24 protein-coding genes and 1 tRNA gene are annotated in these 23,756 nt (G+C 63.7%); 7 read left to right on the plus strand and 18 right to left on the minus strand.

Going from position 1 to position 23,756, the window contains the following annotated elements:
- Positions 1 to 20 precede the first annotated feature (20 nt).
- Positions 21 to 854, minus strand: a complete 834-nt coding sequence (locus tag M3G14_RS05860; RefSeq protein WP_259925432.1) for a tRNA (adenine-N1)-methyltransferase — start codon at positions 852 to 854, stop codon at positions 21 to 23.
- A 15-nt stretch (positions 855 to 869) separates the two neighbouring features.
- On the minus strand, positions 870 to 2,093 hold the full coding sequence (locus M3G14_RS05865) for a M18 family aminopeptidase (protein ID WP_259925433.1): 1,224 nt from the start codon (positions 2,091 to 2,093) through the stop codon (positions 870 to 872).
- 26 nt (positions 2,094 to 2,119) lie between these two features.
- Between M3G14_RS05865 and M3G14_RS05870 the strand changes: the two genes are divergently transcribed.
- Positions 2,120 to 2,932 carry a RecB family exonuclease gene (locus M3G14_RS05870; protein ID WP_396122198.1) on the plus strand — a complete coding sequence of 271 codons (813 nt, stop codon included), beginning with the start codon at positions 2,120 to 2,122 and terminating at the stop codon, positions 2,930 to 2,932.
- On the opposite strand, the gene M3G14_RS05875 is transcribed toward M3G14_RS05870, so the two are convergent.
- The 9 genes from M3G14_RS05875 to M3G14_RS05915 form a co-directional block, all read right to left on the minus strand.
- Positions 2,929 to 4,614 (minus strand): formate--tetrahydrofolate ligase, encoded by a 1,686-nt coding sequence (locus M3G14_RS05875; RefSeq protein WP_259925436.1) that lies wholly within the window; start codon positions 4,612 to 4,614, stop codon positions 2,929 to 2,931. The two genes, M3G14_RS05870 and M3G14_RS05875, sit on opposite strands and share 4 nt — an antisense overlap.
- 36 nt (positions 4,615 to 4,650) lie before the next feature.
- Positions 4,651 to 5,961, minus strand: coding sequence for an anaerobic C4-dicarboxylate transporter (locus tag M3G14_RS05880; protein WP_259925599.1), 1,311 nt, complete (start codon positions 5,959 to 5,961; stop codon positions 4,651 to 4,653).
- Positions 5,962 to 6,185: 224 nt separating this feature from the next.
- Complete coding sequence (gene aspA, locus M3G14_RS05885; RefSeq protein ID WP_259925437.1) at positions 6,186 to 7,610, minus strand: aspartate ammonia-lyase; 1,425 nt, start codon at positions 7,608 to 7,610, stop codon at positions 6,186 to 6,188.
- A gap of 110 nt (positions 7,611 to 7,720) precedes the next feature.
- A complete protein-coding gene (hisG, locus tag M3G14_RS05890; protein ID WP_259925600.1) occupies positions 7,721 to 8,569 on the minus strand; it encodes an ATP phosphoribosyltransferase in 849 nt (282 codons plus the stop codon).
- 24 nt (positions 8,570 to 8,593) lie between these two features.
- Entirely contained in the window at positions 8,594 to 8,857 is a 264-nt protein-coding gene (locus M3G14_RS05895; protein WP_259925438.1) for a phosphoribosyl-ATP diphosphatase, read from the minus strand.
- Positions 8,858 to 8,868: 11 nt separating this feature from the next.
- The gene (locus tag M3G14_RS05900; protein WP_259925439.1) at positions 8,869 to 9,552 is read right to left on the minus strand and encodes an HAD family phosphatase; all 684 of its coding nucleotides are present in this window, start codon (positions 9,550 to 9,552) and stop codon (positions 8,869 to 8,871) included.
- A complete protein-coding gene (locus M3G14_RS05905; protein WP_259925441.1) occupies positions 9,545 to 9,943 on the minus strand; it encodes a hypothetical protein in 399 nt (132 codons plus the stop codon). Before M3G14_RS05905 ends, M3G14_RS05900 begins: the two co-directional genes overlap by 8 nt.
- Before the next feature lie 18 nt (positions 9,944 to 9,961).
- The gene (gene mshC / locus M3G14_RS05910; RefSeq protein WP_259925444.1) at positions 9,962 to 11,182 is read right to left on the minus strand and encodes a cysteine--1-D-myo-inosityl 2-amino-2-deoxy-alpha-D-glucopyranoside ligase; all 1,221 of its coding nucleotides are present in this window, start codon (positions 11,180 to 11,182) and stop codon (positions 9,962 to 9,964) included.
- 66 nt (positions 11,183 to 11,248) lie between these two features.
- On the minus strand, positions 11,249 to 12,076 hold the full coding sequence (locus M3G14_RS05915; protein ID WP_396122200.1) for an undecaprenyl-diphosphate phosphatase: 828 nt from the start codon (positions 12,074 to 12,076) through the stop codon (positions 11,249 to 11,251).
- 116 nt (positions 12,077 to 12,192) lie between these two features.
- Here M3G14_RS05915 and M3G14_RS05920 point away from each other — a divergent pair, with 116 nt between their 5' ends.
- Positions 12,193 to 13,272, plus strand: a complete 1,080-nt coding sequence (locus tag M3G14_RS05920) for a hypothetical protein (protein ID WP_259925446.1) — start codon at positions 12,193 to 12,195, stop codon at positions 13,270 to 13,272.
- Positions 13,273 to 13,284: 12 nt separating this feature from the next.
- Positions 13,285 to 14,406 carry a quinone-dependent dihydroorotate dehydrogenase gene (locus M3G14_RS05925; protein WP_259925447.1) on the plus strand — a complete coding sequence of 374 codons (1,122 nt, stop codon included), beginning with the start codon at positions 13,285 to 13,287 and terminating at the stop codon, positions 14,404 to 14,406.
- Here M3G14_RS05925 and M3G14_RS05930 read toward each other — a convergent pair whose 3' ends face one another.
- Positions 14,407 to 14,766 carry a hypothetical protein gene (locus M3G14_RS05930; RefSeq protein ID WP_259925449.1) on the minus strand — a complete coding sequence of 120 codons (360 nt, stop codon included), beginning with the start codon at positions 14,764 to 14,766 and terminating at the stop codon, positions 14,407 to 14,409.
- Positions 14,767 to 14,780: 14 nt separating this feature from the next.
- Complete coding sequence (locus tag M3G14_RS05935) at positions 14,781 to 15,317, minus strand: YbhB/YbcL family Raf kinase inhibitor-like protein (RefSeq protein ID WP_259925450.1); 537 nt, start codon at positions 15,315 to 15,317, stop codon at positions 14,781 to 14,783.
- A gap of 232 nt (positions 15,318 to 15,549) precedes the next feature.
- Here M3G14_RS05935 and M3G14_RS05940 point away from each other — a divergent pair.
- From M3G14_RS05940 to M3G14_RS05950, 3 genes are all read left to right on the plus strand, one after another.
- Positions 15,550 to 15,635: transfer RNA gene (locus M3G14_RS05940), tRNA-Leu, on the plus strand.
- 59 nt (positions 15,636 to 15,694) lie between these two features.
- The gene (locus M3G14_RS05945; RefSeq protein WP_259925452.1) at positions 15,695 to 16,417 is read left to right on the plus strand and encodes a TVP38/TMEM64 family protein; all 723 of its coding nucleotides are present in this window, start codon (positions 15,695 to 15,697) and stop codon (positions 16,415 to 16,417) included.
- 27 nt (positions 16,418 to 16,444) lie between these two features.
- On the plus strand, positions 16,445 to 17,026 hold the full coding sequence (locus M3G14_RS05950) for a MarR family transcriptional regulator (protein ID WP_259925601.1): 582 nt from the start codon (positions 16,445 to 16,447) through the stop codon (positions 17,024 to 17,026).
- Here the strand turns inward: M3G14_RS05950 and M3G14_RS05955 are convergent.
- From M3G14_RS05955 to M3G14_RS05965, 3 genes are read right to left on the minus strand one after another with little or no spacing between them, the layout of a single operon-like run.
- On the minus strand, positions 16,974 to 18,275 hold the full coding sequence (locus M3G14_RS05955) for an SPFH domain-containing protein (RefSeq protein ID WP_259925453.1): 1,302 nt from the start codon (positions 18,273 to 18,275) through the stop codon (positions 16,974 to 16,976). The two genes, M3G14_RS05950 and M3G14_RS05955, sit on opposite strands and share 53 nt — an antisense overlap.
- The gene (locus tag M3G14_RS05960) at positions 18,276 to 18,704 is read right to left on the minus strand and encodes an NfeD family protein (RefSeq protein ID WP_259925454.1); all 429 of its coding nucleotides are present in this window, start codon (positions 18,702 to 18,704) and stop codon (positions 18,276 to 18,278) included.
- A gap of 14 nt (positions 18,705 to 18,718) precedes the next feature.
- Positions 18,719 to 19,570 (minus strand): DUF3097 domain-containing protein, encoded by an 852-nt coding sequence (locus M3G14_RS05965; RefSeq protein ID WP_259925455.1) that lies wholly within the window; start codon positions 19,568 to 19,570, stop codon positions 18,719 to 18,721.
- Positions 19,571 to 19,640: 70 nt separating this feature from the next.
- Here M3G14_RS05965 and M3G14_RS05970 point away from each other — a divergent pair, with 70 nt between their 5' ends.
- Entirely contained in the window at positions 19,641 to 20,426 is a 786-nt protein-coding gene (locus tag M3G14_RS05970; RefSeq protein WP_259925457.1) for a hypothetical protein, read from the plus strand.
- 18 nt (positions 20,427 to 20,444) lie between these two features.
- On the opposite strand, the gene M3G14_RS05975 is transcribed toward M3G14_RS05970, so the two are convergent.
- Positions 20,445 to 21,497 (minus strand): ferrochelatase, encoded by a 1,053-nt coding sequence (locus M3G14_RS05975; RefSeq protein ID WP_259925458.1) that lies wholly within the window; start codon positions 21,495 to 21,497, stop codon positions 20,445 to 20,447.
- 43 nt (positions 21,498 to 21,540) lie between these two features.
- Complete coding sequence (locus M3G14_RS05980) at positions 21,541 to 23,301, minus strand: DIP1281 family NlpC/P60 protein (RefSeq protein ID WP_259925459.1); 1,761 nt, start codon at positions 23,299 to 23,301, stop codon at positions 21,541 to 21,543.
- Positions 23,302 to 23,756: the final 455 nt, after the last annotated feature.

A 23,756-nucleotide genomic window follows, 5' to 3' on the forward strand; every position in this document is an offset into this window, starting at 1 on the left:
ACCCTAGCGGGTAGATTGCGCTACTTGCGGGCGCGGCGCTGCGGGCGCGGGGGCGTGACGCCGTCGGCAAGCCGGCGGGTCCACACCAAGAATGCAGTGTGCGCGTTCATGCGGTGCTCGGGCCGGGTGGCCAGTCCCTCGACCTTCCACTCGCGCAGCAGGGTTTCCCACGCGCGGGGCTCGGTGAAGCACTTCGCTTCGCGGATCGCCTCCATGATGTTCATCAGCTGCGGCACGGTGGCGACATACGTCATGAACACCCCACCTGGGATCAGGACGTCTTTGACGGTGTCGATGAAGTGCCACGGCTCGACCATGTCCAAAATCACGCGGTCGACGGGGCCATCGAGATCGTCTCGCGTGATCTCGCCGAAGTCCCCCAGGCGCGGGGTCCACCACTCGGGTGTGCCGTTGAAGTAATCAGCGACGTTGTCCCGGGCGAAGGCCAGGTGGTCGTCGCGGATCTCGTAGGAAAAGACCCGTCCCTCTGGGCCAACCGCGCGCAGCAGCGACATGGTCAAAGCCCCCGAGCCGGCGCCTGCCTCCAGCACGCGAGCGCCCATGAAGATATCGCCCTCCACGAGGATCTGGGCCGCGTCCTTGGGGTAGATGACCGCGGCGCCGCGCGGCATGGACAAGACGTGGTCGACCAAGAGGTGGCGGAAGCACAGGTAGTCCGCGCCCAGGGTGGACTTGACCACCGAGCCCTCGTCCGCCCCGATGATGTCGTCGTGCATCACGATGCCTTTGTGCGTATGGAACTGCCCACCAGCGACCAATTCGATGGTGAAGTGGCGGCGCTTCGCGTCGGTGAGCTGGACTTTGTCTCCCGCTTGGAATGGACCTGAATACATGCGCCTAAGTATGCCCTACTCGCCCGCCGCTGCGTAAAACGCGCTCAGCGCCTTGACGAAGTACTCCATGTCGCGCGCCCCGCACAGCTCGCGCGCCGAATGCATGGACAACAGCGGCACGCCCACATCCACTGTGTGAATGCCCATGCGGGTCGAAGAAATCGGGCCGATGGTGGAGCCGCACGGCACGTCGTTATTGCCGACGAAGGTTTGGCTCGGCACCCCAGCCGCGCGGCAGGCGCGCAGCCACTCCGCCTCGGTCACGGCGTCCGAGGCGTAGCGCTGATTCGCGTTGATCTTGAGCACCGGGCCAGCGTTGAGCCGCGGGCGGTGCGTGGGGTCATGCTTCTCCGGGTAATTCGGGTGCACCGCGTGCGCGGCGTCGGCCGAGACCTGGAAAGATCGCGAAAACACGTCGAAGGGGTCGCCTATCTCGCGGGCGATGCGGTGCAGCACGCGCTCGAGCAGCGGGCCGCCGGCACCGGTGGTGGAGGCGGAACCGACTTCCTCGTGGTTGAAGGCCGCGAGGACCATGATGTCTCGCGAGGCATCTTTCGCAGCGAGCAGGGCCTCGAGCGATGCCCACACGCTGGTGAGGTTATCCAGGCGGCCTGCAGCAAGCAGGTCGCCGAGCAGTTCGCCGCGCTGCGCGTCGGCCGTAATCAGCTCATGCGCGAGGATGCGCTGCGGGGCCACGCCCGCAGCCTCGCCGACCAGCTCCATGAGCGGGCGATCCTCGCCGAGCACCGGCTGCGTGTGCGCCTGGCGGCTCACCGTCGGGCCGTCCGCCCGGTAGAGGTGGATGGCGAGGTTGGGGATGCGGGCGACCGCGCCGGTGTCGACGAGATGTTGCGCGCCGTCGTCGGTGGCGATTCGGCCAGCGAAGCGCAGGTCCCGATCCAGCCAGCTTTGCAGGATCGGCCCGCCGTAGACCTCCACCGCAACCTGGCGGAGTCCCTCGCGCTCGAAGTCCGGCTCCGGCTTTGCCATCAGACCTGGCGAATCCGTGTGGGAGCCGACGATGCGGAAGCGCGGGCGGGCGTTTGCCGGCACCCACCACGCGATGACCGCCCCGCCGTCGACAAGCACGTGCCCGCCGGGGGCTGCCGGGGAGTCGGGAGTGGACGAGGTGGCGTCGATAAGCGAAAAGCCCTGGTCTGCGAGCGTGGCAGCGACGCGGTCGGCGGCGTGGAAGGCGCTAGGGCTTGCATCGATGAAGTCAATAAAGCGAGCGAGCATACCTCCACTCTAAGATGTGGGGCACCATGACACCACGACCGCTAGCACTTTCACCGTCCCGCGCCTCCGATTACCAAAGCTGCCCGCTGAAGTACCGGCTGCGCACCATCGACAAGATTCCCGAACCGACCACGGAAGCGCAAGTAAAGGGCACACTCGTGCACGCGGTCTTGGAGGACATGTTCAGCTGGCCGCGCGAGGCACGCACCTTCCCAGCTGCCGTGAAACGTATCAAGCCGGCCTGGGCCGCGCTGTGCGAAAAGGATCCCAGCTGCGCGGAGCCCATTGACGACGAGATGGCGCTCTTCCGCGACGCGCGCGAGCTCTTGCGCGGCTACTTTCACATGGAAAACCCGCTTGGTTTCGACGCCCACGAACAGGAGATGTACGTCAATACCGTGCTGCCCAACGGCGTGCCGGTGCGCGGATTCATCGACAGAGTAGACATCGCGCCGACCGGAGAGGTGCGCGTGGTGGACTATAAAACCGGCAAGAAGCCGCTGCCCCGCTACTCGCAGGACGCGCAATTCCAGATGCGTTTCTACGCGCTGGTGTACTGGCGACTGTTCGAGACCATCCCCACCCAGCTACGGCTGATGTATTTGAAGGTGATGGACTCGATGTTCCTCGCGCCTTCTCGCGAGGAACTGGAATACTTCGAGCGAGACCTCGGCGAGTTGTGGGCAAAGATTGAAGCAGACGGCAAGGAAGGACACTTCCGGCCGAAGAAGTCGAAGCTCTGCGGCTGGTGCGCCTTCCAGAAGCTGTGCCCCGAATTCGGTGGCACGCCGCCGGAGTACCCGGGCTGGCCGGGCTCCGCAGCGGACACAGTGCGCTAGAACAGCCCGGTGATGTGGCCGTCCTCGGCGACGTCGATGGTGTTGGCAGCGGGCTTCTTCGGCAGGCCCGGCATCGTCATGACATCACCGGTCAGCGCCACAATGAAGCCCGCACCGGTGCGCGGGATGAGCTTGCGCACGTGCAGCGTGTGACCGCTCGGGGCACCGAGGCGCGAGGGCTCGTCCGAGAAGGAATACTGCGTCTTGGAGATGCACACCGGCAGGGTGTCGAAGCCGTTCTCCTTCAGCGTCTTCAGGTCCCGCTGCGCGTTGACGGAATACTGCACGTCGTCGGCGCGGTAGATTTCGCGTGCGATGGTCTCGATGGAGGCTTCAATGCCGTCTGCCGGGTCGTAGAGCTGGGTCGAGGTGCCCTCGGAGAGGTTGTCCAGAAGCGTGGTCGCAAGCTCCGTGGCGCCCTGCCCGCCCTGGGCCCAGACGTCTGCTTCGGCGATGGCCACGCCGGTGCGCTCGGCCCAGTTACGCACCCATGCAAGCTCCGCGTCAGTGTCGGAGGTAAAGCGGTTCAGCGCGACGACCGGGGTCACGCCAAACTTGCGGATGTTTTCCACGTGCCGGGCAAGGTTGCTGATTCCCTGCTCCAACGCCTCGAGGTTCTCCTGCTCCAGGTCCTCGCGCGCGATACCCGCGTTGTACTTGATAGAGCGAACAGTGGCCACCACGACGGCACCAGCGACGTCGAGCTCGCCGTAGCGGGCCTTGATGTCGAAGAACTTTTCCGCGCCCAAATCGGAGCCGAAGCCGGCCTCGGTGAGCACGATGTCCGCGTACTGCATCGCCGTGCGGGTAGCAAGTAGCGTGTTGCAGCCGTGGGCGATGTTGGCGAAGGGGCCGCCGTGGATGAACGCCGGGGTGCCACCGAGGGTTTGCACCAGGTTCGGGTTGATGGCTTGCTTGAGCAGCGCGGCCATCGCACCCTCGGCGCCGAGTTGCCCGGCGGTGACCGGTTCTTGGTCGTAGGTCAACCCGATGGTGATCTTTGCCAGGCGCTCCTTGAGGTCTGCGAGGTCAGTCGCCAGACCGAGGATGGCCATAATTTCGGATGCGGCCGTGATAGTAAAGCCCGTCTGCGCCGGCACGCCGTTGGTTGGCCCGCCGAGGCCCGTCACGACGTTGCGCAGGCTGCGGTCGTTGACGTCGAGGCAGCGCTGCCACGTCACACGCCGCGGGTCGATCCCCAGCTCGTTGCCCTGGTGGATGTGGTTGTCAATCATCGCGGCCAAGGTGTTGTTAGCGGAGGTAATCGCGTGGAAATCTCCCGTAAAGTGCAGGTTGATATCCTCCATCGGCACCACCTGGGAGTAGCCACCGCCTGCCGCGCCGCCCTTGATACCCATCACCGGTCCGAGCGAAGGCTCGCGCAGCGCCACCATGGCGTTGTGGCCGAGCTGGGCGAGCGCATCGGTCAGTCCGATCAGGACCGTAGACTTGCCCTCCCCGGCGGGCGTTGGCGAAACGCCGGTGACCAAAACCAGCTTCGCGTCGGCCTTCCCCGGGTTGCGCGATACGTCGACCTTGGCCATGTGCGCGCCGTACGGGATCAGTGCGTCCTGGTCCACGCCGGCCTTCGCGGCAATGTCCGCGATCAGCTCGAGCGTGTGGGCCTGGGCGATATCGACGTCAGTTTTCGGGGTTGTATGTGCAGCTGCAGTCTCAGACATGTCCCCCACATTACCGCAGACGCGTGCGGCGCAGCGCTAGATTACGACGGCGCCGATGCCGTATCCCAGCAGGATGGAGATGGTGATGCACGCAATACCCGGGAGAATAAACGGGTGGTCAAAGACGTACTTGCCGATTCGGGTAGAACCGGTATCGTCCATCTCCACTGCCGCGAGCAGCGTCGGGTAGGTCGGCAAGACGAACAGCGCCGAGACCGCCGGGAAGGCAGCCACCGCGGTCAGCGGGCTGACGCCAATCGCCATCGCCGCGGGCATGAGCGCCTTCGCCGTGGCCGCCTGGGAGTAGAGCAGGCAGGCTGCGAAGAAGAGCACGACCGCCAGGAGCCAGGGCTGTGCCTGCAGCACATCGCCAGCAATCCCCTGGATGTCCTCGATGTAGTGGTTGATGAAGGTCGTGCCGAGCCAGGCGACACCGAGCACACACACGCTCGCGGACATACCGGAGCGGAAGACCTGCGTGGTGAGCACCTCCGCGGACTTGCTCTTGGTCACCCAGCAGATGACGGCAGCGGCCGAGAGCATAATTGCCATGATGGCTTCGTTGCGGGGCACCGTCGGGTTGGGAATCAGGCCGATCTGTTCGGAGATCAGGGTCGCGTAAACCATGACGACAAGGATCGCGCCGAGGAAAATGCCCACCGAAGTTTTTGCCCCTGGCTTGGGGGTAAAACCGGCAGAAGTGTGCGAGCTGGACACCAGGCCGTCGGCAAGCCGCTGCTGGTACACGGGGTCATCTTCCAGGTCGCGCCCGAGCCGGTTGGACAACCACGCGGTCGGGAAAATGGCGAGGAACGTCGCCGGCAGCATCACGCCAAGCAACTGGAGGTAGCCCACCCCATGCGGCTCAAGCAGGGCGGCCATGAAGACGACTGCAGCAGAGATCGGCGAGGCGACGATAGCCATCTGGGAGGCGATCACGGCCACCGACAGCGGGCGCGAGGGGCGGACCTTGCCTTCCTTAGCCACCTCGACAATCACCGGGAGGGTGGAAAACGCGGTGTGCCCCGTACCTGCGAGTACCGTCATCAGCCAGGTGACGATCGGCGCGTAGAGCGTGACGCGCTTGGGGTTGGAGCGCAAGAACTTCTCGGCCAAGTACACGAGGTAGTCCATGCCGCCGGCGAGCTGCATCGCGGAAATCGCCGCGATGACACACATGATGATGCCGATGACATCAAAGGGGATGTCCTCGGCGGTGACGCTCACCCCGGTTGCGCCGAGCAGCAGCACGCCGAGGCCGCCTGCAAAACCGATAGCGATTGAGCCCATCCGTGCACCAAGCACGATGGCGCCGAACAAAATTATGAGGTGTACTAGCAATAGCAAAGACACAGCTCGACTCCCATTTTTACTGCGTATTCGAGGTGTATAGGGTATGTGTCTATTATCGCTCCGATGATGCTATCAAAGCAATTTGCCCGGCCGTGAAATATATTACGCCCGCACGCCGCCTCCCAGGCACCCTCATTTGAGTGCGCGGGATTCGGCGTGCGGGCGCGTCGCGGGGGTGAGCCCGGTGAGACCCGGCTGAGACCCGACTGAGACCCGACCTAGTCCTCGTCGACGTACAGCTTGCCCCGGTACTCCGGGTGCATGAGGTTTTCCTTGCTCAGCGCCGAGTCCAGTTCCTCCTCGGTGAGCAGCCCCTTCTCCAGGACAAGCTCGCGCACACCGCGACCTGTTGCGGCCGCCTCCTTGCCGATCAGGTCGCCGTTGTGGTGACCGATGACCGGGTTGAGGTAGGTGATGATGCCAATGGAGTTCTGCACGTAGGCCTCGCAGACCTCCTTGTTCGCCGTGATTCCGGTGACACACTTCTCGCGCAAGGTGCGAGCGGCGTTGGCCAGCAGCGAAATGGAGTTAAACAGCGACTGTGCAATCACCGGCTCCATCACGTTGAGCTGCAACTGCCCGGCCTCGGCGGCCATGGAGACCGTCAAGTCATTGCCAAAGACCTTGAAGCAGGCCTGGTTGACAACCTCGGGGATGACCGGGTTGACCTTCGCCGGCATGATCGACGAGCCAGCCTGGCGCTCCGGCAGATTGATCTCATTGAGGCCCGCGCGCGGACCGGAGGAGAGCAGACGCAGGTCGTTGCTGATCTTGGACATCTTCATCGCAGCGCGCTTAATCGCGCCGTGCATCATGACGTAGCCGCCGGTATCCGACGTTGCCTCAATCAGGTTCGGCGAAGCCTGGATCTCCAGCCCCGTGACTTCGCGCAGCGCGGCCACGACCTGATCCCGGTAGCCCTTCGGCGTGTTAATGCCGGTACCGATGGCGGTGGCACCGAGGTTGACCTCCAGCAGGGAGTCCGCCGCGTTGACCAGCGTGCGGTTTTCCTCGCCCAAGTTCTCGCCGAAGGCGGTGAACTCCTCCCCCAGCGTCATCGGCACTGCGTCTTGGAGCTGGGTGCGGCCCATCTTGATGATGTCGGCGAACTCGTCGCCCTTCGCGCGGAACGCCTGCTGCAGCTGGTCGAACTCATTGATGAGGTCCTGCACTGCGTGGTAGAGGCCGAGTCGCAGCCCAGTCGGGTACGCGTCGTTGGTCGACTGCGACATGTTCACATCGTCGTTCGGGTTAATCTCGTCGTAGTCGCCCTTCTCCTTGCCCAGGTGCTCGAGGGCGAGGTTGGCGACGACCTCGTTGGTGTTCATGTTCAGGGAGGTACCCGCGCCACCCTGGAAGGCGTCAATCGGGAACTGGTCCATGCAGCGACCTTCGTCCAGGACCTGGTCACACGCCCAGATGATCGCTTCCGCCTTGGCCTTTGGCAGCGCGTGGAGCCGGCGGTTTGCCAGTGCCGCCGCCTTCTTCACCTGCACCATGCCCCGGACAAAGTCCGGGAAATCGTTGATGGTTTCGCGGGAGATCTTGAAGTTGTCGACCGCGCGCAGCGTGTGGATGCCGTAGTACACGTCGGCCGGGACGTCGAGGGTGCCTAGCAGGTCTTCTTCTTTTCGAGTGCTCATACCGCCCAAAATACCAAGCAACGCGCACCCGCCGTCTGCTTCCCCGGTTTTGGGGGTGGACGCGCCGATCGCGCTTTTCGACGCCGCTTTGGGCCGCCTCCTAGCTCGAGTTACAGCCGCGCGATACGTAGCTCCGTGGCAATGGTGCCCTCGGCGCCCAAATCTGTGAGCGTGTCCATGACCTGGTTGGCCTCCGCGCGCGGGACCATCGCGCGCACCGCGACCCAGTTGTCGCGCGACAGCGGGGAGACCGTCGGGCCGGTGATGCCCGGGGTAAGCGCGAGCACCTTGTCCAGTGCATCGCGTGACACGTTGTAATCGATCATGAGGTAGTTCTGTGCGTTGAGGATGCCCTCGATACGCTTGAGTACCTTCACGTGCGCGTCGCTAAGCGCCATGTCCTTGCGCTTGACCACCACTGCCTCACTAGCGATGATGGGCTCGCCGAATGGCGCAAGCCCCTGCTGGCGCAACGTGGCTCCGGTCGAGACCACGTCCGCGATCACGTCGGCGACGCCGAGTTTGATGGAGATCTCGACCGCGCCGTCGAGACGAATGACCTGCCCCGGAGTGATACCGCGCTCGCCCAGGTAGTCCTCAACCAAATGCGGGTAGGACGTGGCGATACGCTTGCCGTCAAGATCCTTGACTTCCCACGACTCACCCTGCGGTGCGGCGAAGCGGAAGGTGGAAGCACCGAAGCCGAGCTCCATGACTTCATCGACGCTGGCGCGGGAATCCGCAGCCAGGTCGCGGCCAGTAATGCCGAGGTCAAGGTGCCCCTGGGCGACGTAAATCGCGATGTCCTTGGGGCGGAGGAAGAAAAACTCGACCCCGTTCGGCTCGTCCACAATGTTGAGGGCCTTGTTCAGCCCCCGGCCCTTATAGCCTGCCTCTTTGAGTACCTGCAGTGCCTTCTCGGACAGCGAGCCCTTGTTGGGCACAGCCATTTTGATCAGGGGTTGGTCCATCACTGCCACTTCCTAGAGGTACTTGTAGATATCTTCCGGGGTCAGGCCGCGCTTAAGCATCATGACCTGGGTCCAGTACATCAGCTGACTCATCTCTTCGGCGAGCTCGGCGTCAGACTGGTACTCGGACGCGAGCCAGACTTCGCCGGCCTCCTCGATGATCTTCTTGCCGATGAAGTGCTCCCCCTTGTCCAACGCTTCGACGGTGCCGGAGCCCGCGGGGCGTTCGGCGGCTTTTTGGGTTAGCTCAGCAAAGAGTGCATCGAAAGTTTTCACGCCTTCAAACCTTAGCCCAGTGGGCGCGCCGCCGCGGCAAACCAGGCAGAAACGTTTTCGACAGTCGCCCCGACAAAGCGCGCCGGATCAAACTTGTACACCGCAGCCGGCACTTCCTGTGCCAGACCGAGCACGCGGCAACCCGCGGTGGACGCTGCTGTCATGCCCGCGAACGAATCCTCCGCGACAAGGCAAGCGGCGGGTCGTGCGCCGGCGCGCCGAGCGGCCTCGAGGTACATATCCGGTGCCGGCTTCGGCACCGCGACTTCATCACCGGTAATGGAGTCGGTGAAAAACTCCCGCCCAATCGCGTCGATACAGCGATCCGCCAGTCGCCGTTCCGTATTCGTGGTGACAAACATTGGCACACCAGCCGCGTGTAGCTCGCGCAAAAGTGGGCGGATGCCAGGCGTGAGCTCGATGCCGTGGGCGAGTTTCTCTGCCATCCGCGAGTACATCCAATCACGCAGGACGTCTTCCTCGCCAGGGGCGAGTTCGTAGCGTGCCCATCGCGCACAGATACCTAAGGACTCGTGGAAGCTCGCGCCCTCGGTCTTCTTTCGCTCCTCTGGAGTCAGCCGCCGCCCGAGTTTTTCGGAGAGCTCGAAGGTGGTCTCCGCCCACACCGGCTCGGTGTTGATCAGCGTGCCGTCCATGTCCCAGAAGATTGCGGCAGGCAGTTCCGGCTTACTCAAATTCCGGCAGCTCCCCTACTGCTTCGTCTTCCGCCCCGATGGCAATCGCCGCGCGGCGCACCAAATCCTCCAGTTCGGCTTTTTCCTCGGGCTCAAGGATTGCGTACTCGTGCTGCGCGTTAAACGCCTCGAGATTGTCGTAGAAAGGGACCACCAGCGCGTTGAGCCGCGTGGCGTCCGGGGCCGGTTCCACGAGGTCAACCGCGTCGAGGAACATCTCGATCAGTTTCTTGAGCTCGGGAAGTGCCGCCGGGTCGAAGGGCTGCTCCCACAGCTCTTTATCGCTGTCGTTGAGGTAGGAACCGGTAGCAAAGGTACGCAGGTCATCGATGAACTCGTCGACGTCCGCTTGCAAGCTGGCGCGGACGGAAGAAGCAGGTGTCGGTGTCATGGATTCTATTGTTGACGACTAGGCGAAAACGCGCACCCCGAGCAGGCCATCGATCGCGTCGGCGAACAACCCATCGTGGTCGCCGCGGGCAAGGTCAATCAGGCGCAGGGCACGAGGGGTATCCAGATCGTCGGCCAGCGCGGCGCGCAGCTCGTTAATGTTGGCCAGTGCCTCGGCCTCTGACACCTCATTGCTCAGCCGGTCACGCCACCGCGTCAAGCGTTGCTCGGCGGCCTCGAGACCACGGTAGGTGAAGTCCCGGTCTGCCCGGTAGTGTCCGGCAAAGACCGCGAGGCGAATTGCGGCCGCGCTGTGCCCCTGCTCGGTCAGCTTGTGCACGAAGACGAGGTTGCCCAGCGACTTCGACATCTTCACCCCGTTGAGGGCAATCATGCCGGAATGCACGTAGTGGCCCGCCATACGCGGCGTGCCAAGGGCAGCCTCAGCGTGTGCGGCGGAAAACTCGTGGTGTGGGAACGCCAGGTCCGAACCGCCGCCCTGGATAGCAAACGAGGTACCGAGGCGGTTGGTGGCGATGGCGGAGCACTCCACGTGCCAGCCGGGACGGCCCGGGCCCAGCGGGGTCTGCCAGGCGGGTTCGCCTTCACGGGGTCCGCGCCAGACCAGCGCGTCGAGCGTGTCGCGCTTGCCCTCGCGTTCCGGGTCGCCGCCACGCTCCGCGAAGAATGCCTCCATGGTTTCCCGGTCCAGGTTCGACTCGTAGCCGAACTGCTCGGTAGCCGAGATGGATGCGTAGATATCGCCCTGGTCGAGCCGGTAGGCCGCGCCGACGTCGAGAAGCTTTTGCACCATCGCCGCGATTTCATCGATCGCTTCCATTGCGCCGACAAACTCGCGTGGCGGGATGACCGAGAGGGTCTCCATGTCGCTGCGGAACAGGTTGATCTGGCTACGCCCCAGTTCACGCCAGTCGACGCCATCCCGTGCTGCGCGTTCGAACAGCGGGTCATCCACATCAGTGACGTTTTGCACGTAGTGCACCTTGTGCCCGTTGGCGAGCAGCTGACGCTGGATCAGGTCGAAAGTGAGATAGGTCGAGGCGTGACCCAAGTGAGTGGAGTCGTACGGAGTGATACCGCAGACGTAGATGCCGACCTCGCCTCGCGCGTCCGGCGCGACGTTGACCGGGCGCACCTTCTGGTCTGCGGTGTCGTACAACTCCAGCGGCCGGGGGAAACCGGCAACGTGCTTCACTTTCGGGTAAGGCCAAGATTGCATGGACACCACCCTAACCCATGTTGAGGGCCGGCAGCTGCACCGCGTAGCGCGCTGCCTTTCGGGCAGCTAGACCGGCTGAATAACGCCTGCGGCCAAAAGCGCCATGACGATAATGCCGAGTGGGATGCGGTAGGCCGCGAACCAGGCGAAGGAGTGGTTGGACACAAACTTCAGCAACCAGGCGATCGAGATGTAGCCCAACACGAAGGCGACGCCCGAGCCGACGAGCAGTTGCACGCCGGAGGCTGCCTGACCAGCTTGGGGGTCGAAGGCGTCGGGAAGCGAAAAGAGCCCCGAGGCGAGCACGGCAGGGATGGCGAGCAGGAAGCTGAAGCGGGTGGCCACTTCGCGATCCAGGTTGAGAAAGAGACCACCGGAGACCGTGCCGCCGGAGCGGGAGACACCGGGGATGAGCGCGAGGCACTGCCACAGGCCCATGACAATGGCGTCCTTCATGGTGAGCTCCTCAAAGCCGCGAGCCTTCGTGCCCTTGCGCTCGGCGAGGATGAAGACGAGGGAAAACAGGATCAGCACGGCGGCGGTGATCCACAGGTTGCGCAAATTCTCGCGGATCAGGTCTTTAAACAGCACGCCCATGACCGCGACCGGAATGGTGCCGACGATCACCATCCAGCCCATGCGGTAATCAAAGTCGCGCCTATCTTTGTTGGCGAGGCCGATAAACCAACCCGACAGGTAGCGCCAGATGTCCTTGGCAAAGTACACAAGCACCGCAAGCTCAGTGCCGAGCTGGACCACGGCGGTAAAGCTGGCACCGGCGTCCTTGCCCCAAAACAGCTCGGAAACGATGCGCAGGTGCCCTGAAGAGGAAACAGGCAGGAACTCGGTGAGCCCCTGCACGATCGACAAGACAATGACCTGCATCCAGGTCATGGACTCGGTGAGTTGGGTGGGATCAGTCATGGCAAGAAACCCTACCCCGGCTTTGCCAATCCCTCGCAACACGCGCAGCTTAAGGCAGGCGCAGCAGGTTGCTAGGGTTAGGGGTTGTGAAACACTCAAGATTTCGTGCTGCCACCTGCCTGCTGGTGGCCGCGACCGTAGTGAGCGGATGCGGCCCGGAAGTGCCCGGTGATGACCTGCCAGAGCAGATGGGCAACGCTACGCCCGCTCCCTCCCCCGCCTCCGCCGATCCGGCTGGCTCCGTCCTCCCCTTTGACGCGATCGAGGACCTCGACACCACCGACGGCGTTATCGCCGTGCGCACCGCCACCCAGCTGCATGTGGGCACCGTGGATCAGCTCCGCGAAGGCACCGCGCACGCGCATGACCTCGCCGACACCTGCGGGGACGTGTCCGCGAGCAGCGGTGCGTTCGCCCTCGGCTGCGGAGACACGATCATGCTCGTGCGCGCAGATGACCCCGCGCGAACGGAAACCCTCCAGGTAGAGGAACCTGTCACCGCGGCGACAGTGACCACAGGCGGGGATGTACTCGCGGGCAGCGACAGTGAGCGCAAGGTGTGGCTCTACCGCGACGGCGAGCTCGCCGACACCTTCTCCGTCGCCCGCGAAACAGACCAGCTGCAGGCGGTGCCTGTCGACGGCCAGGCGGACAGCGTCGTACGTGTGAACCGTTTCGATACGACGATCCAGGACATCGACTGGGGCGCCGGACGCCAAGGAGGCACGCTGCGCGTCGGCCGTGGCGTGGGCAAGGTCGCCGGCGGCTCCGAGGGACTGGTGCTTGCGGCCGACGCCACAGGCAGTCAGCTTTTGGTCTACACCACCGACGACATCATCCGTCTCCACCAGATGGCCCCGGTGCCGGAGGGCCCGTGGGACGTCACCTGGGACGAGAGCGCCCAGCTCGCGTGGATCACCTCTACCGCCACCAACACCGCCACCGGATACGACATCTCCCGCGGCGTGCCGCTCAAGCGCGGCGAGCTCGCAACCGTTGCCGACGCGCAGAGCATCGTCGCGCTTGACGACGCCACGCTGCTCATCGCCTCCGCCACCGGCGAAGGCCTCCAAATCGTCGCACCGGCAGACCGCGAGCTTGACGAGCTGCCGCCCGCAACCGCCTCCGCAACGCAATCACCCCAAGAAACCCCCGGCGACGCATAGGAAGTATTTGACGTGACCGCACAGCCACACCCCTCGAGCAAGGCCGCCCACCTCTACGACGCGGCATACGCTGCCGCCCTGAAAGCAATGTTTCTCCTGCCGCCGGAGCGCATCCACGGCATCATCAACGGCGGGCTTCGCATCCTCCACGCGCTCGGCCCGGTCAACCGGCTCGCCGAGAAGGTCGTGCGCGTCCACGACCCGGTGCTCAAACAGGTTTGCTTCGGCGTCGAGTTCCCGGCGCCGCTCGGCCTGGCCGCCGGGTTTGATAAGAACGCTGACTCGCTCGACGCTTGGGGCGCACTCGGGTTCGGGTACGCGGAGGTCGGCACCGTCACACCGAAGGCACAACCTGGCAACCCGGCACCGCGCCTGTTCCGGCTGCCGGCCGACAAGGCGATCTTGAACCGCATGGGCTTTAACAACCACGGCGCACTCGCTGCCGCGACCAACCTCGATGCGCGCAAGTCCGCCGACATCGTGGGAATCAACATTGGCAAGAACAAGACCGCGGAGGATGCAGTCGCCGACTACCGCGCCGGGGCAACCGTGCTTGGCCCGTTGGCCGACTACGTGGTGGTCAACGTCTCCTCCCCCAATACGCCTGGGCTGCGCGACCTGCAGGCAGTGGAAGAGCTCCGCCCGATCCTCCAAGTAGTCACCGAATCCACCGACACCCCGGTGCTGGTGAAGATCGCCCCTGACTTGTCCGACGAGGACATCGACGCTGTTGCCGATTTGGCGGTCGAGCTCGGTTTGGCCGGGATCGTGGCGACCAACACCACGATTTCGCGCGACGGACTTACCACTCCTGCCGAAGACGTCCAAGCGATGGGCGCCGGGGGCATTTCAGGTGCCCCGCTCAATGATCGCTCGCTTGAGGTGCTGCGTCGGCTGCACGCGCGTGTGGGCGATGCGCTCACCCTGGTCAGTGTTGGCGGAATCAGCACACCGGAGCAGGCGTGGGAACGCATTGCTGCAGGTGCGAGCCTACTGCAGGGCTACACAGGCTTTATCTACGGCGGGCCGGCCTGGATCCGCCGGATCCACACCGGCGTTGCCGAGCAGATCAAAGCCCACGGGTTGCAGGATATTTCTGAGGCCGTGGGCTGCGGGCTGCCTTTCACAGGGTAGTTAACGGCGTGGCTGCGGCGTGGTGCGCCGCAGTACGACTGCGCATATGAGTGCACCAACGCCCCACAGCGCGGGCCAATATGCCTGTGTGTAGAACAGCGTGTACGTCGGTAGCGCGACGCCCAGGCCGATGAGCACCAACGCAACGAGCAGCGCAGCGACCTGTGTGCGTGAGCCCTCCTGCGAGGTGCTGACGGTCGCGAAGGCACCGATGAGCACGGCGGCGATGAGCACGGTGACAGTCTGCAACGTCATGGCGAAAAGCTCCTCGCCGCGCAAAACTGTCAACACGGTAAACAAGAACAGCGCAGCGGCGAGCGTGACAAATGCGCCACCTGCGCGAAGCTGAATTGGGACCATAGGTGTAAAACGCGCTAGTTGTTCTCGTACCAGCCCCACGCGACGGCGCGGCCCAGCGAGTGGAAGTAAAGGTTGAATCCAAGCTGGGTCGGGTTGGCAATCTCCGCTGCAGGAAGCTCCTCGACGTCTACCGCATGCACCGCGAACAAGTAGCGGTGCGGCCCGTGCCCGGCCGGCGGGTTTGCACCATAGAAGCCGGCCACGCCAGCGTCACCGACCAACTGGGTAGCGCCCACACCGAGGTCGTCCTTCGCCGCGTCGCCGCTTGCCAAAGAAGTCACCGAGACAGGGATGTTGAACGCGGCCCAGTGCCAGAAACCGGAACCTGTCGGAGCATCCGGGTCAAAACAGGTAATGGCGAGCGACTTGGTCCCTTCTGGCAAGTCAGACCAGGACAGCTGCGGCGAGGTGGCATCGTCTCCGGTCAGCGAAACCGGGAGCTTCTCCCCTTCAGTAAAGTCTGCAGACTGAAGCGGGAACGACGGGACGTCCTTCAGCGGGGCGTACGGGTCGGGGCCAGGGAAACGGTCAGATACATACGAAGCAGTCATGGTTCCCATTTGTACCTCAAAAGATGTGAATCCCGCCATGTTTTTGCGCACAAGGATCATATCTCACGGTCCTCTCACCGCGGGCAAATTACAGCGGTGTGATGGATGGACAATTTGCGCCGTTCTTGCGCCCAGAAAAAGCCTATTGCGCTGGCGATTTGTACTCTTGATGAGTATCGCCCTATAGTAGTGCAAGTGCCCAGCCGAGAGGCTGAAAACACAACAACACCTGGCCCGGGTGGCGGAATGGCAGACGCGCTAGCTTGAGGTGCTAGTGTCCTATTAACGGACGTGGGGGTTCAAGTCCCCCCTCGGGCACAGTCACCGGCTTCCTTCTCGGAAGCCGGTTTTTCTTTTCGCCAAGGAGACGTACAGCTATGGAGTCTGCGGAACATACTGCCCCGCGGGCGTCGGCAAGCAAGGCCCCCCGCCGCGCTGCAGCGACCGCGACACCGCAGCGCATCGCTGCGGTCGTTCTTGCCGCAGTGCTGTTCATTGCTGCCTGGTGGTGGCTGGATGTGCCAACGCTCGCTACGCTCCGCGCCTGGTCTGAGTCCACCGGCGCCTGGTTTCCCGTCGTGTTTTGGCTCTTCTACGTCCTGCTCACGCAGTTTCCAATCCCCCGCACCGTCATGACGCTGTCGGCCGGCATCCTCTTTGGCACGTGGGCCGGCATTGCCCTGTCGCTCACAGCGACGACCGCTGCCGCGGTGCTTTCCTTGTGCCTTGTGCGCGGCCTCTTGCGCGATTGGATCGCTCCGCGGCTCACGCACCCCGCCGTCGAGCGGATCAATCGGCGATTGGAGCAGCGCGGGTGGCTCGCGGTGGCAAGTCTCCGCATGATCGCCGGCGTGCCCTTTTCCATCATGAATTACGCCGCGGCGCTGACTCGGGTGCGCGTCCTCCCCTTTGCCATTGCCACGTTTTTCGGCTCCGCCCCGACCACGGCGCTCGGGGTGATCTTTGGCGACACGCTCACTGGCCAGGCCAACCCCTGGGCCGTCGCCGCGCTTGTGGCTCTGGGGGTCTTCGGCGTCGGGGGCCTGCTTCTCGACGCCACGCTGCCGACACGCCGCATGCCCCAAGAAGTAAAGGCCTGAACCCAGACCGGGCGTACAGTGAGCACTATGATTGCCGTCCACGCGAAGTACAGAGGTAGGGAGAAAAACCGCGCACAACTCGTGCAGCGCTCGGCTGAGGCGCTATCCACGCTCCCCGGCGTCGGTGAGTTCGAAGTGTGCGGCGTCGAGGATATTCGGGCGGACGTGGACTCGCCCGAAGCTGCGCTCAATCTGGTGATGGCACTGCTTTCCGACGGAAGCTGGGCGATCGGCCTCGGCATTACCGGCCATGGGCGCGCCGTCTTCGCAGCGACTGAAGCGGTGGGCACACGTCCCGCGAAAGTCAGCGTCATCGTAGATACGCCCGATCCCGGCACGTCTGCTACCGATATTGCGGCCGCCTTCGCGCTCGTCGGGCACGTGCTGCATAAGCGCACCATGGAAGGCCGCGAGGCCACCTCGCTTGTGCGAAGTGGCCTCAATCAAAACGAAGCGGCGGCCGAACTCGGCATTTCCAAGCAGGCGATGAGCCAGCGGCTCCAGGCGGCCGGTTGGCAGGCCGAGCAGGCCGGGTGGAAGCTTGCGCTCAACCTGATTACTCAGGCTTCGGTGCCTTCTGCTCCTGTCCAGCCTGATCCGGACGCATAGCGCTGTCCTGCGCGGGATACGGAGAGTAGGCGGACGAGGACTGCTCCGGCGCGGCGATCTCACGGGGCTGCGTTGCCTGCGGCGGCTGGGTGCCAGCGAGGCTGGTGCCGCTCGCAGCACCGGCTGCACCCGCGCCTTCTTGCGTCGGGTCCGGGTCGTCGACGTGCTTGTTGGCAACCGCACGGGCCTCAGCGAGCGCCTTGGCCAGCTCCGGATCCGTGGACGTGTCGAACCATGAGTCCGTGTCTTCCGTCTCCGCCATTTCCTTGGTCGCCTCGTCGACACGCGCGGGCTCGTAGCGGAACACGCCGTCTTCGCCCTTGCCGGCAAAGGCTTGCGCAAATTGCTGCAGCGAGTCGCCGAACTGGGAGGGGATCATCCACATCGTCGCCGCCTCGTTGTCTGCGATCTGTGGCAGCTTCTCCAGGTACTGGTACGCCAGAAGTTCCGGAGTCACGCCCGAGGACTTCACCGCGGCGTTCACTTTCTGGATTGCGCGGGCCTCGCCCTGCGCAGCGAGGTACTTCGCGGCGCGCTCACCTTCGGCGCGCAAAATCATGGCCTGGCGTTCCGCTTCCGCGCTCAAGATCGCGGCATGTTTTTCGCCCTCTGCAGACAGGATGCGAGCCTGCTTCTCGCCCTCGGCGGTCTTGATGTCGGACTCGCGCTTACCTTCCGCCGTGAGAATCATCGCGCGCTTCTCACGGTCTGCCTTCATCTGCATCTCCATCGACTGTTGGATGCTCGGCGGCGGATCGATCGCCTTGAGCTCAACACGGCTAATCCGCAGGCCCCACTTGCCGGTCGCGGCGTCCAGCTCGCCGCGCAGCCGCCGGTTGATAGTTTCACGAGAGGTCAGCGTCTCCTCCAGCGTCATCCCGCCAACGACGTCGCGCAACGTTGCCGTAGAGATCTGTTCCACACCGACGAGGTAGTTGTCCACCCCGTAAATGGCCTTCGCCGGATCATTGATCTGGAACGTCACCACCGTGTCAATTGCCACGGTGAGGTTGTCCTGCGTGATCACCGCCTGCGGTGGGAAAGACACGACGCGCTCGCGGGTATCCACTCGCGCACGCACCGAGTCGATGTACGGGATGAGTAAGGTCAAACCTCCGGAAACCGTGCGGGTGTATCGCCCCAGCCGCTCAATCACGGCGGCTTCCCCCTGGGGAATCAGTTTCACGGAGGCGAAAAGTAAGGCCGCCACGAGGGCGATAATGACGACCAAAACAATGGTTGCGCCCATTTAGTGTTCCTTCCAGACGACCGCGACAGGGCCGTCGATATCCGTCACTGTCACAATGTCGCCGGCGGCAATACGCTCGGCAGGGTCGAGGCACCTTGCTGACCAGATGGAACCATCCATCCGCACCTGTCCACCATGCGGCCCGATTTCCTCGATCACCGTCACCCGCTGGCCAACCAGCGCGCGGGGCGAGTCATCGTAGACCTGCGGTTGGCGGAAACGCTTGTTCAGGTACGGCCGCAAAAAGAGCCAAAACGCCGCCGATGAGGCCACAAACGTGGCGATTTCCGCCCACAGCGGCACTCCGACGAGCGCGACTCCAGCAGTGGTCAGTGCGCCCGCTGCGAGCATCAGCAGGGTGAACTCCCCTACCGCGAGCTCGAGGAGCGCGAGGACAGCTGCTGCGACAAACCAAACTAAAGTACCCACGCGCCCTAGGGTACCTAAGGTAGTAAGTCTTGCTTTGTCAGATCGGGGTTCGTCACGAAGTCGACCAACCGTTCCACAGCCCCGATCAGGGTGGAATCGAGATCCCGGAATGTCTCTACCGCCGAGTACACCCGGTGCCAGCCCTCTTTCGGATCCGACCACCCCAAGCGCTTGCACACTCCTGTTTTCCAGTCTTCACCGTAAGGCACGTCCGGCCACGCCGGAATGCGTAGTTTCTCCGGTTTCACCGCAGCCCAGATATCAATGTAGGGGTGCCCGGTCACCAGCACATGCTCGCCGACGTGCTCCACCAGGCGTGATTCCTTCGTCCCCTCGATCAGGTGGTCCGCGAGCACGCCGATTCGTCGCCCCGGACCGGGCTGGAATTCGGCAAGCCGCTCCGGCAGGTTGTCCAGCCCCTCGAGGTACTCGACCACTACTCCCTCGACGCGCAGATCGTGACCCCACACCTTTTCTACAATCGCTGCGTCATGGATGCCCTCAACCCAAATTCGGCTCGGCATCGCCACTTTGGCCCGCACGTTTTCCACTTTCCGGGAGCCGGAGTTCGAACGTTTGGGTCCCTCATCTTTCGGCGGAATATACCGCGTTAAAGTGACGCGCTTGCCCTCGACGAGAAAGGCACCCGGCAGCATCTTGAACAGCCGCTGCGTCCCGTAACGATCTTCGAGGCGGACAAAGTCTCCATCGTAGGTGCGTTCAAATCCAACCACGGCCCCTACGAAGTCGTTGCCTACGATCTCCACGATGATGCCTGGTTCCGCCGGCATCTCCGGGTACACCGGACGCTTTTTCCGCGCGTGGCCGCGAAATATGTCTCCTCCGTAGCGGTCATCAAAGCTCATAGTGTTGCAAGTGTATCCGTCAGGTATTCCTCGTTTCACTCGCCCTAAACACCCTGCTAGGATACGTCGAATGCAAACGCGCGCCGAAGTATATTCTCCCCTGCAAAATACTGCCGTGTGGCTCGCTGCCTGGCTCTACAACGTAGAGTCCACTGACGAAACGCTCGACGCCCTGCGCGATCTCGGGGGCACCCACTCCTACCTTGGCGGCCCGCTTTTGCCCCTGCTGAGGGATATCCGACAAGCCGCCGATCTCGAGACACCGGGCCCGGCCGTACGGCTGATTATGTGGGGGCCAGGCCAGGCACCGGGGCTTATTGCAGGCAGCCCCGCGATGGAGGCACTGACGCCCGCCGGCGCAATCGTCGTGCGCGGCCATGGAATCTCCCACATCCTCGTCCCTCGATACACCGATGGCACCGATGGCACCGATGGCACCGATGGCACAGTGCAATGGCGTTGGTTCGAAGAGGAACGGCGGCTTCCCGAGCCCGCCTGGCTCAGCCCCGGCGAGGCCGACGCGCTGCTTGCGCAGGCAACGAATCAGGCTGCACTGCTTATCGACGCCGCGGGGCCCACTGCCCACGACCTCCCCAACCCCCGCCTCACTGTCGGCACGCTCGCCGACTTCTACGACACACCCGGCCTGCCTGCGGGCGTGACCCCACGGGCCGCGAAACTCTTCGCCCGCGCCGATCGGGTGGCAGCAATCATCGAGACGGTGACGGATCGGCTCAACGACCACTCCTTTGATCCCCAGCTGTTCGCGCTGTGGCGCCATATCCGCACCGCGCGCATGGCGGGCGTCGCTGACGCAGTCGTCGACTACCAGCGCGAATACATGGGCAGCGCGTAGCGTCTCGGCCCTGGGTGCCTATGCACGGCCTGCGCGAGTTGGCTGCTGCTGCGGTGCGCAGCAACCGGTGCGGCACGGGGCGCCATTTTCGGTGCATCCCTGGACGGTGACCGTCGATAAGCTCGGGGGCACCTCTCGCCGCGCGACTGCCTCGGCGAGATCGACCACCAGCGCGGCGAACTCGCGCGTCAACCCCACAGTGGCAACCCGGTCAAGGCTCACGCCTTGCGCTTCGCAGGCCTGCTTGAGCTCGGTATCGAGGTCCCACACGACCTCCATGTGGTCGGTGAGAAACCCGATCGGCACGCAAATGAGGTGTTCCATGCCGTCTTCGGCGAGCTCTTGTGCGCGATCGACCACGTCCGGTTCAAGCCACGGAGTCGCGGGATTGCCTGAGCGCGACTGCCAGACGACCTCATAGTCGTCGACGCCCGCCCGCTTAGCCACGAGCCGTGCTGCCTCCGCGACTTGCCGCGAGTACAAGTGCGCATCGTCCGGCCCACCCGAGGCCACGTCTGCCGCGTCAGGAACGCTGTGCGCGGTAAAGAGGACGCGGAAAGCCGTATCTGTTGCACGCTCGACTGCCTCCTTCAAGCGAGCGGCGACTTGGTCGATGAAACGCTCGTGACCAAAGAACTGCCAAAGCTTGGTAAAGGTCACGTCTGGCGCAACTTCGCGCATGCGCACAATGTCCTCGTCGTACTGTCGGCAGGCGGAATAACCGCCCCAGGCGCTCGTGGCAAACACCAAGACGTTGTGTTTGCCGTCGGCCGCCAACTGTTTCGCGGTGTCCTCAGCAAGCGGGTGCCAGTTGCGGTTGCCGAAATATACCGGGAGCTCGATCTCGCGCAGTTGAAGCTCCGCCTCAATGTTGGAAATCAGCGTGCGGTTTTGCTGGTTAATCGGGCTCACGCCACCGAAGTGGTAGTAGTGCTCGCCCACCTTCGCGAGCCGCTCTTTCGGGATGCCGCGGCCGCGAGTCACGTTCTCCAGAAATGGAAGGACCTCGTCCTCTCCCTCGGGGCCACCGAAAGAAAGGACGAGGAGTGCATCGTAGTCATCAAGCTTCATGCCACCAATCGTAAATGAGCGCGGTGGCATGAAGCGCGAGCCCCTAGAGGAGTCGCACCGCCATTGGCGCCATACCGGAATAGCGGACAGGAGCAATTTGCACGTTCTGGCCAGCCTGCGGCGCCTCGATCATCGTGCCGTCTCCAAGGTAAATAGCGACGTGCTGGTTGCCACCAGGGCCCCAGAAGAGCAGGTCGCCGCGCTTGGCTTCGCTCGCCGGGACCTGCGTACCGCGCTGGTACTGGTAGCCTGTGTAGTGCGGCAGCGAGATACCCACGCCCGCGAAGGCGTACAGCACCAGGCCGGAGCAGTCGAACCCGGAAACGCTACCGCCATCGACGCCAGTCGTCGGACCGTTTGCGTCGCCGCCACCCCATACATACGGCGTGCCAATCATGGCTTGGGCGCGCGAGATCACAGTTTCGATAGAGCCGGAGCTGGTCGTGGAAACCGCGCCGGAGACCTCATCCGAGACCGAAGCAGCAGTGCCGACCTCAGGCAGCAAGGACGCGAGGGAATCGCTGACCTCCGGGCTGGCGTAGCTGTCAGAAGTCGGGTTCACCTCTGCTGCTTCGCCGCCAAGCGCGTTGCTCAGCCCGCCAGCAAAGGCGGCGATGATTTCACTGTTGCTCGACCCGCCATAAGGGTTGTCTAGACTCGTGTGGTCGGCCTGGCTCGATCCGACCATGGCCGCAGCGGCCACAATGCTTGCCGCCGCCGCGATCGTCTCTTCGGAGATATCGAGGTTACTCGACATCCCAGTGGCATTGCCGGCCTCGGTCGCACCTTCAGCGGGATCGTCGGCGGGGGCGGTCTGGAGCGACTCGCCGTTGGCGTTTGCTGCAGTGGTAAGTGCCTGCGCCACGGTCTCGGAGCTCAACGAAGCAACTGCGGGGTCGATCTCGGCAGCGTGCTGCTCGACACGGACGACGACATCTTCGGGTACATCATCGGCAGTGACCTGCTGTTCGGGAGCGACCGGATGAGCTGGCTGGTTCTCAGCCGGTGCCGCGGTCTCGCCGTTCGCGCCACTTTCCTCGTCATTGGTGGCCGCCACAGCTTGGTCGCCTGCGGGAATATCCGTCTCAGCGTTGACTGCCTCGCCTGCGCGCTGCTGATCCAGCTCAGCCTGCGCGGCATCCAGCTCGGACTGGGCGGCATCACGCTGCGATTGCTCTTGAGCAAGCTCAGTAGTGGCCGAGTCGAGCAGGGCGCGAACTTCGGACTCGGCTGCCTCCGCTTCAGCTGCGGTGGCCGAGGCATGCTCGCTTGCCTCGCGCTGGGTAGCTTCGTCGTTCGCGGCCTCCACGCGGGCGCGCTCGACCTCCTCGAGCTTTGCCCGGCGTTCCTCGGTGCGCTGTCGCAGATAGAGGGAGCGATCGAGGACGTCCTTTTGATCGTCCCCACTCAAGGCGAAGTCAAGGTTATTGGATTGACCAGCACCGCGATACTGAGAACGAGTAACTTCGTCCAACGCCTTGCGCGCTTCGACAACGGCTTCCTCAGAGGCCGCGAGGCGTTTTTTCGCTTCTTCTGCACCGCGTCGTGCCTGCTCGGCTCGTGCGCGTGAGTCCTGGAGGTCAACCAGCGCGCGGTTCACCTGTTCTTGCAAATCGCCGATGTTGAGGTTGAGTCGATCGATGTTGGACTGCGCCTGCGAAATGTTTGCAACAAGTTCCGTCATCGACGCGGGAGCACCGACTGCAGCGGGGCTGATCAGGGGTGCCGCCAGGGACAGGGTTGTTGTGCACGCGACAACGCCAAAGGTGGTGCGCGCCTTCCGACTTGCGCGCGTGGGACGCACAGCCGACGAGGCTCCACCCTGGGTAAATCGCGTGAACCGTGATGGTTCGACCACGAAAAGGGCTCCTCACGCCGCGCATCAACGCATGCGAAACACATCAAGGGCTTCCGCACCCTGACGGCGTTCACGAACGGGTGACTAGCCCGTAGCCTTGACGCGCAGCCGTAGAAAGTTGACTACTGATGCTGGCCCGCGAGAGCTACCTCCCACCGCTCGTTCCCCGGTTCATCCTTGGCGTGCTTCCCCACATGCCCGAATTATCCGACACTGCATCGCGTGACTAGCGCGTTGCAGCAGGTGAGTACGAGACGATTGAGTGCAGTAACGACTCACGAGCCGACATGGAGACCATACGACACGTAATCATCCTGTTGCACAATCTTTATCTCAATTCACAGCAGTCAAGGCTTTTCCCATGAACCAAAATGGCCACACGCTGCACATTTCTCCGCCGC

This window comes from Corynebacterium sp. p3-SID1056 (genome assembly GCF_025152525.1).
Lineage (GTDB): Bacteria > Actinomycetota > Actinomycetes > Mycobacteriales > Mycobacteriaceae > Corynebacterium.